The 7,233-nt window shown below is 67.6% G+C and carries 3 protein-coding genes and 2 pseudogenes; all 5 read left to right on the forward strand.

Features of this window, described 5'->3' with window-relative positions:
- Positions 1-181: pseudogene (locus ACVUH9_RS22100) on the forward strand (hypothetical protein); the annotation flags it as partial.
- A 190-nt stretch (positions 182-371) separates the two neighbouring features.
- Positions 372-1,040, forward strand: a complete 669-nt coding sequence (locus ACVUH9_RS22105) for a hypothetical protein (RefSeq protein WP_475760997.1) — start codon at positions 372-374, stop codon at positions 1,038-1,040.
- A 468-nt stretch (positions 1,041-1,508) separates the two neighbouring features.
- Positions 1,509-3,617 carry a hypothetical protein gene (locus ACVUH9_RS22110; RefSeq protein WP_475760998.1) on the forward strand — a complete coding sequence of 703 codons (2,109 nt, stop codon included), beginning with the start codon at positions 1,509-1,511 and terminating at the stop codon, positions 3,615-3,617.
- 10 nt (positions 3,618-3,627) lie between these two features.
- Positions 3,628-6,423: a hypothetical protein gene (locus tag ACVUH9_RS22115; protein ID WP_475761000.1), complete on the forward strand. Its 2,796-nt coding sequence runs from the start codon at positions 3,628-3,630 to the stop codon at positions 6,421-6,423.
- Positions 6,424-7,001: 578 nt separating this feature from the next.
- Positions 7,002-7,233: pseudogene (locus ACVUH9_RS22120) on the forward strand (hypothetical protein); the annotation flags it as partial.

Consider the following 7,233-nt stretch of genomic DNA (forward strand, 5'->3'; position numbering starts at 1 on the left):
CAAGTTCACCGCGCCCAAGGCCACGGGTTGTGGCAACACGTTCATCGATCGCCCGCTGGTGACGTTCGCGCTGAACGCCAAGATCGGCCTCAACGCGGCCTCGGGCGTGAGCTCGGCGGTCCTGAATGGGGCCAGCAAGCTCGCGGGTGCGGCTGACGTGAAGGCCAGCGCCGGTAGCTGATTGAACTCTCTGCCCGGGGGCGGCAAAGCAAGTCCTTGCTGTTCCCGGGTCGGGGTTGCAACGCACGACAACGAGGAGGGCTAGCGTGTTTACGCGGGCTCGGCGGTTGCGACGTTTAGGGCGGCCAGGCCAGATGGTCAAACCGTCCACAAATAGTCACTCCATGAGGGAGAATTGTATGTTTACGAAGATGAAGCTGGCCATGACGGCCACCGCTGCGGCGGGTCTGCTTGCTGTTGCCGGTGCCTCCGGCGCGAGCGCCGCGACGATCTCGGGAGGGGGCTCGTTCGCCGCAAACGCGGGGGCGTCCCGCCTGGTCATTACTACGGGAGCTGGCATCCCCCTGAACTGCACGACCACGGGTGGCACCGGCACGGTGAGCAACGGGACGTTCACCCCGCCCGCTGCCGTCGGAACGATCATCCCGACGTTCAGCAGCTGCCTCGGGCCGTCGGCCCTTCCGTTCACGGTTCGCTGCAACAGCTCGGGCACGCCGACCCCGGATCCGCTGTCGACCGTTCCGGCGACGCTGTCGATCACGGGCAACCCCGTTGCCGGTACTACGGCGGGTGAGATCACCGGCATCAGCTGCGTGGTGCGGTTCTCGGCCAGCTGCTACGCGTTCATCACGGGTTCCGTGAAGGGCAGCTACACGAACCCGGGCGGCGGCATCAACGGCCGTCTCTCGATCGTGGGGCCGAACACGGCCGGCAACCAGACGCTGACGGTCTCGGGCAGCACGTGCACGAACGTGATCCCGAACGGCTCCGCCATGTACGGCGCGCCGGTCGCGGGCACCCCGACCGGCCTGACGGATCTGACGTACACGCTGACCACGACGGGCCCGACGATCACCTGAGGGTTTCGGTCAGCAACCGGCTCTCGTTTGGGCGTGAGGCAGTAGACGCCCTTCGAGGTCTGGAGTTGAAGCGGTGAGGCGGGCGGCGCGTAGCGATACGCGCCGCCCGCTGTGCTTGCGGGCCGTGTCTTCCTCTTGGTTGCGGATGACGTACCCGGAAGTGCGCATGGCGTACCCGTTCAAGCTCTCGCGGCTTGACAAATGCGACGTAGGCTGAGATAACGGCGTCGTTTCCGTTGACGGTTCACGACGGCCCGTTCGAGGTGCGCGGGTCGAATTCATGGGGAGAGCAGAGTGCAAGAACGCAGCGGTATATGGATTCTTCCGGGGGCGCCGGGTCGCCCCGCGCGATCCAGAGGTCGGGGCCGTCAAGTCACCCTGGCGGCACTGGCGACGGTAGTCGGCCTCGGGACGGCGGCGCTCGCGGCCGCTCCCGTGTCAGCGGACCAGCCCTGGGGCTTCGAGCAGGTGACGCCGCTGAAGAAGGGCGGGGGCACGGTCTCGGGCTCCGACACCTTCCAGGCCGGACCGGACGGCAACTCGTTCCTCTATACCGCCGATCTGCCGTTCGCTGATGTGCCGGCGGAGTCGGTGCCCAAGTACACGCGGTACATCGGGCGGCGCGGGAGCGAGGCCTGGGCGAATCGGGCCCTTGATCCCCCCTACGGCCCGCACCCGGTGCAGACCTACAGCCAAGCGGTCGCCGGGACCTCAAGCGACCTGTCTCACGCACTCGTGGCGTCGACCCAAGCGCTCACGGCAGGGGCGACGCAAGGAGGCGGAAACCTCTACATGCGGGACACCCGTACGGGCGGGTTGACATTGGTCGCCACGAGCGACGACCCCCAGCTGGCTCAGTCCTTCATCGGTCTGCAGGGCTTCCTGAATGTGAAGTTCGTCGATCCCGATGGCAAGTCGGCTCTGTTCCAATCGGCGGTCCCACTGGTCCCGGGCGTTCCCGCGGGAGGGTTCGTGCTGTACAGCTGGACCGTCGAGGGTGGCGTTCAGGCGGAATCGGTGCTGCCCGACGCCGACGGCGGCGGGATCGTTGCTGCGAGCGGTGCCGGAAATATTGCCGAGAGCGGCGTACGGGATTCCGTGCCCCACACCGGAGGCCTCAAGCACGTCTACTTCACCAGCTACCCCGCGCCCGCCTTCCTTACGGGGCCGGCCTTCGTGCGGACGAGCGGTGAGACGCGTGCGGTCTCCGTCTCACGAATTCCAGGGGCTCCATCCGCTCCGGTTGCGGCACAGGTCGACGCGGTCGGCAAGGACGGCCGGTATCTCCTCTTCCACACGGTGGGTGCGGGGACGCCGCCACTGACCGAAGACACCCCGGAGACGCCTGGCGCATCGTACCTCTACCGCTACGACGCCGACGACGATTCCTTGACATACGTGGGAACGATCGGCGTCGACTACAGCGGAACCAGCTCGGCTGTCATGCAGATGACGCAGGACGGGCAGACGGTGGCCTTCCAGAGCCCCTACGCACTCGCCGGTGCCGGGACGGAGGGCCAGCAGAACATGTACGTGTGGCGAGGAGGCGCCCCGCGGTTCGTCGAGTCGGTCGATCCCTTCGCAGATTCCCCGGGCAGTCCGCCCGCGTTCCTTCGTCTGCTGAGTCCCAACGGTCGGTATCTGTCGTTCACCGACAACTCGCCGGCGACGGCGGCGCGGTTCGGCTACGACAACGTGAGCTCCCGCTGCCCCGACATCTGGACGGGCGGACCGGGACCGTGCAGCCAGGTCTACCGCTTCGACGCTGACCAGAACAAGCTCGAGTGCGTCTCGTGTCGGCCGGACGGGGCGAAGCCCAAGGGGAACGCCGGCGACCCTGCAAGCCCGTACCCCGGCTTCATTCGGTTGAACAGCCACCAGGCGCAGACGGTCACCGACGACGGGACGGTCTTCTTCACCACGCCGGATGACCTGGTGTCGGCGGACGGAAACGGCACGACCGACGTCTACGCGTCCCGCGGCGGCAAGCTCGAGTTGGTCTCGCGGGCGAAGCAGGGCTTCAGCGCCCGGTTCCTCGACGCCAGCCCGGACGGCAAGTCGGTCTTCTTCGCCACCGACGACCCGATCGCGCCGACCGATTCGGACCGAGCGGTCGACGTCTACGTGACGCGCGAAGGTGCTGGCTTTCCGTACACCGCACCAGACGTGCCTCCGGCCTGCTCCGGCGGCGACTGCCGGGATCCGCTGACAGCGTCGTTGCTTGCGCCCCGGGGGCCGGGGACGGATCAACCCGGACTTCCGGACGACAACCCGCCGTCGCCGGCGGCCCCGAGGGCGACGGTGAAGGTCGTCCGCGGCGTGCTGAAGGGCTCGCGGTTGCGGCTCACGATCACGACCTCGGATCGCGGTCGGGTCAGGGTCTCCGGTGCATCGATCAAGGCCACCACGCGAGTCGTCGGGAAGGCGGGGACCTACACCGTCTCGACAGCACTCTCGAAGTCGTCGCGCAAGGCGCTGAGCAAGAAGGGGCGAGTGGGTGCCCGCGCGCGGGTCTCGTTCACCCCGCCCTTCGGCCGAGCGGCCGTCAAGACGTACCGCCGAACCTTGAGGAAGTAGCGCCGTGCACATGTCAGGCATCAAGATGAACAGCGGCAATCGAGGTCGCCGCGTCGGCCTTCTCATGGCCGCCGGGGTGGCGAGCTTCGCCTTCACAGCACCGTCGGCGTCGGCGATCGAGTTCGAGAGCTTGGGCGCATCGGTGACGGACCTCTCGGGTGCGTCGACCCGCCAGGCGGGCTCACATCCGGACGTACGGCTGAAGTTCACGGTCCCGTCGGAGAATTCGTCGGACCCCAACTCCGACCCGAAAGAGTTGATCCACCAGCTCCAGCTGGACCTTCCGCGTGGACTGGTGGGCAACCCGACCGCGGCTCCGACCTGTCCGGAATCCGGCCTCAAGGCTGCGGCCGACGGCAACGCCGCCGTCTGTCCCGTCGGATCGCAGGTCGGCGTCGCTGGCGTGATCGCGCTCGACGGCGTTCCCGACAAGCGGCCGGTGTACAACATCACCGCGCCGGCGGGGACGCCCGGGCTCTTCGCCTTCAACTACCTGGGCGTGGTCGTGAAGATCTCCCCCACGGTCAGGGCCGGCGATTTCGGCATCACCATCGACTCCGGGACGATCGCGCAGGCCGCGCGGATCAAGGGAGCCGACGTGACGCTGTGGGGCGTGCCTGCGGATCCGGTGCACGATGTCGATCGGGACAGCGGAACGTTCCCGGGCTTCTTCTTCCCGCCCGCGTCGAGCCAGAGTCCCCGGCTCCCGTTCCTGACGCTCCCCACGTCGTGTCCCGGCACCGCCGAGGTCACGACAGCGAGGCTCGATGGCTGGCAGAGCATCGGGGCGTTCACCACCCAGAGCTTCTCGAGCGACCTCGACGGCGCCCCGTTCATCAGCACCGGTTGCGACAAGCTGCCGTTCGAGCCGTCGATCGACGTGGAGGCCACGTCACGGCTGGCCGACTCGCCGACCGGTCTCAATGTCGACCTGAAGGTGCCCCAGAGCAACGCGCCCGACGGGCTCGCGACGGCACACGTACGGGACGTCTCGGTGGCTTTGCCGCAAGGGATGTCCGTCTCGCCGGCCTCGGCGGCGGGCCTTGGGGCGTGCGCTCCGGGGCAGATCGGCATCGGCAGCGACGCCGCGCCGAGCTGCCCGCGCTCGTCGAAGATCGGGACGGTCTCGATCGACACGCCGCTCTTGGCTGAGCCCCTGCAGGGCGATGTGATCCTGGCGTCGCCGGACGACAATCCGTTCGGGTCGCTGCTCGCGCTCTATCTGGTGGCCGAGGGATCCGGCGTGACGGTGAAGCTGGCCGGCCAGGTCGACGCGAACGCGGTCACGGGTCAGCTGGTGGCGACGTTCAACAACAACCCGCAACTGCCGTTCAGTGCCATGCATCTGAAGTTCGACGGTGGGCCGACGGCGCCCTTGGCGACGCCGGCCAAGTGCGGCGAGTACACGACCTATGCCGACATCAGCTCGTGGGCGTCGGACAAGCTGGTCAAGGTCAGTTCGCCGATGGTCATCGACCAGGGCTGCAACGACGGGGGCTTCACGCCCGGAGTCGCCGCGGGCAGCGTGAACCCCGCGGCCGGGAAGAGCACGGCGTTCTCGCTGATCCTCGACCGACCGGACCGCCAGCAGAACCTGGCTGGCATCGAGACGACGCTTCCGCCGGGGTTGCTTGCGCAGCTGCGCAACGTCGATCCGTGCCCGGAGCCGCAGGCTGCGGCCGGTAGCTGTGGTCCGCGCAGCCGGATCGGCCAGGTGCACGTCGACTCGGGGCCGGGTTCGGCACCGCTGCCGGTGAAGGGCAACGTCTACCTGACCGGTCCCTACGGCGATGCGCCCTACGGCATGTCGATCGTGGTGCCGACGGCCGGCCAGGCCGGGCCGTTCGATCTCGGCAACGTCGTCGAGCGGGCCAAGATCTACGTCGATCGCGGCGACGCCCACGTGAAGGTGGTGGCGGATGCACCGCCGACGATCATCCGCGGGTTTCCGCTGCGGCTCCGCCGGGTGAACGTGCTGGTCGATCACCCGGCGTTCATGTTCAACCCGACCGGGTGCAAGGCAACGACGGTCGATACGGTCGTGTCGAGCACCGAGGGGTCGCGCCACGGCGTGCGGTCGCCGTTCCGCCTGGCGGGTTGCGGTGATCTGGTGCAGGACCAGAAGCTGAGCCTGCGCTTCACCGACAAGACCCAGACCAAGCCGGGCAAGCATCCCGGGGTCAAGGCGGTGGTGACGAGCCCCGGCAAGGGCACGAACCTCAAGCAGGTCGTGGTGAAGCTGCCGCTGTCGGTGGCGCTGGACTCCAACAACGCTCAGGGGTTGTGCAAGCCGGAGCAGCGGATCGCCCGCAACTGCCCGAAGGCGTCGATCGTCGGGCAGGCGACCGCGAAGTCGGTTCTGCCGGATCCGCTGAAGGGGCCGGTGTACTTCGTCGAGGGCACGCGGAAGACGAAGTCGGGCAAGACGACCTCGGCGTTGCCGAAGTTGTGGATCCCGCTGTCCGCCAACGGCATCACGATCGACCTCGACGCGTCCTCCGACGTCGACAGGACCAAGCGGTTGGTGACGACGTTCGCGGGCCTCCCGGACGCGCCGATCAGCTCGTTCGTGCTGAACATCGACAGCGGCAAGCACGGGATCCTGGCGATTCCGCCCAGCAAGCAGGGCGGTACGTGCACGCGAGACCGCACGATCGACATGCAGCTGACGGGCCACAACGGCAAGGTCCTGCAGCGGGCGATCAAGGCCAGCGTGGACGGCTGCAAGAAGGCCAAGAAGTCGACGAAGAAGGCCACGAGGAAGGCGGCAACCAAGAAGTCGACGAAGAAGGCCGTTCGCCGCTGACGGCGGAGGGTTTCCGATAGCGGCCCGCCTCCGATGCGCTTGCACCGGAGGCGGGCCGCTTCTGCGTGCGGTGGCCTCACGTCGTCGACCGGCGTGTTCCGCCGCGCACGCATTTCCTCGAGGTGCCCGTCGCCCGTCGGGCCGCTGAACGGGGCTCTGGTGTGTCCGGGCGGGCCGTCTGGGCAATTCCGGTAGGTCCCAAGCCTGCAGGCCACTATCAGACGCGAGGAGCCGATATGTGGCCGACTCCGCGGAATCACTTGACGCTGTACTCACAGTGTGATCAACTGCCGCTGGGCCGCTTTGGAGTTGTAGATGGCTACACGAGGATCGTGTGCGTGTACAACTTTGGTTTCGGCCTGGGGTATACGGCCTGAGTCGCTTCCTGTGCGACGACAAAGCGCCGTGGGGGCCGGCCTTTGGCCGTCTCGCTGGCACCCGGTGCGGCGATCGCTCTCCGTGCGTCTGGCGGGCGCCTCTATCTCGACGAGTCGCGCAGGAAACACGAATAGATAGGGAGCACAATGAAGACCATTCGGACGATTACGGCCCTCGCGACGACGGCTGCAGCACTTGCGGTGACCGCCAGCTCGGCCTCGGCGGGGGTGCCGACCGGCGACTTCGCGCCGTTTAGGTACTGCCCGTACAACGACACGACGCTGACGCAGTGCGTCTACTCGGATACGAGCTCTGGCTCGATCAAGCTCGGCAACCAGACGGTGCCGATCAACAAGCATCTGATCCTGCAGGGTGGCCTGCGGGTGATCGACGGCGACAACACGACGTTCGTCGATGCCGTCGGTGCCGACA

Source organism: Patulibacter ginsengiterrae, assembly GCF_056269115.1.

Bases quoted from the DNA above. Each gene is read 5' to 3' on its own strand.
- ACVUH9_RS22115 (WP_475761000.1), top strand. From the start codon at position 3,628: ATGTCAGGCATCAAGATGAACAGCGGCAATCGAGGTCGCCGCGTCGGC.
- ACVUH9_RS22105 (WP_475760997.1), top strand. From the start codon at position 372: ATGAAGCTGGCCATGACGGCCACCGCTGCGGCGGGTCTGCTTGCTGTT.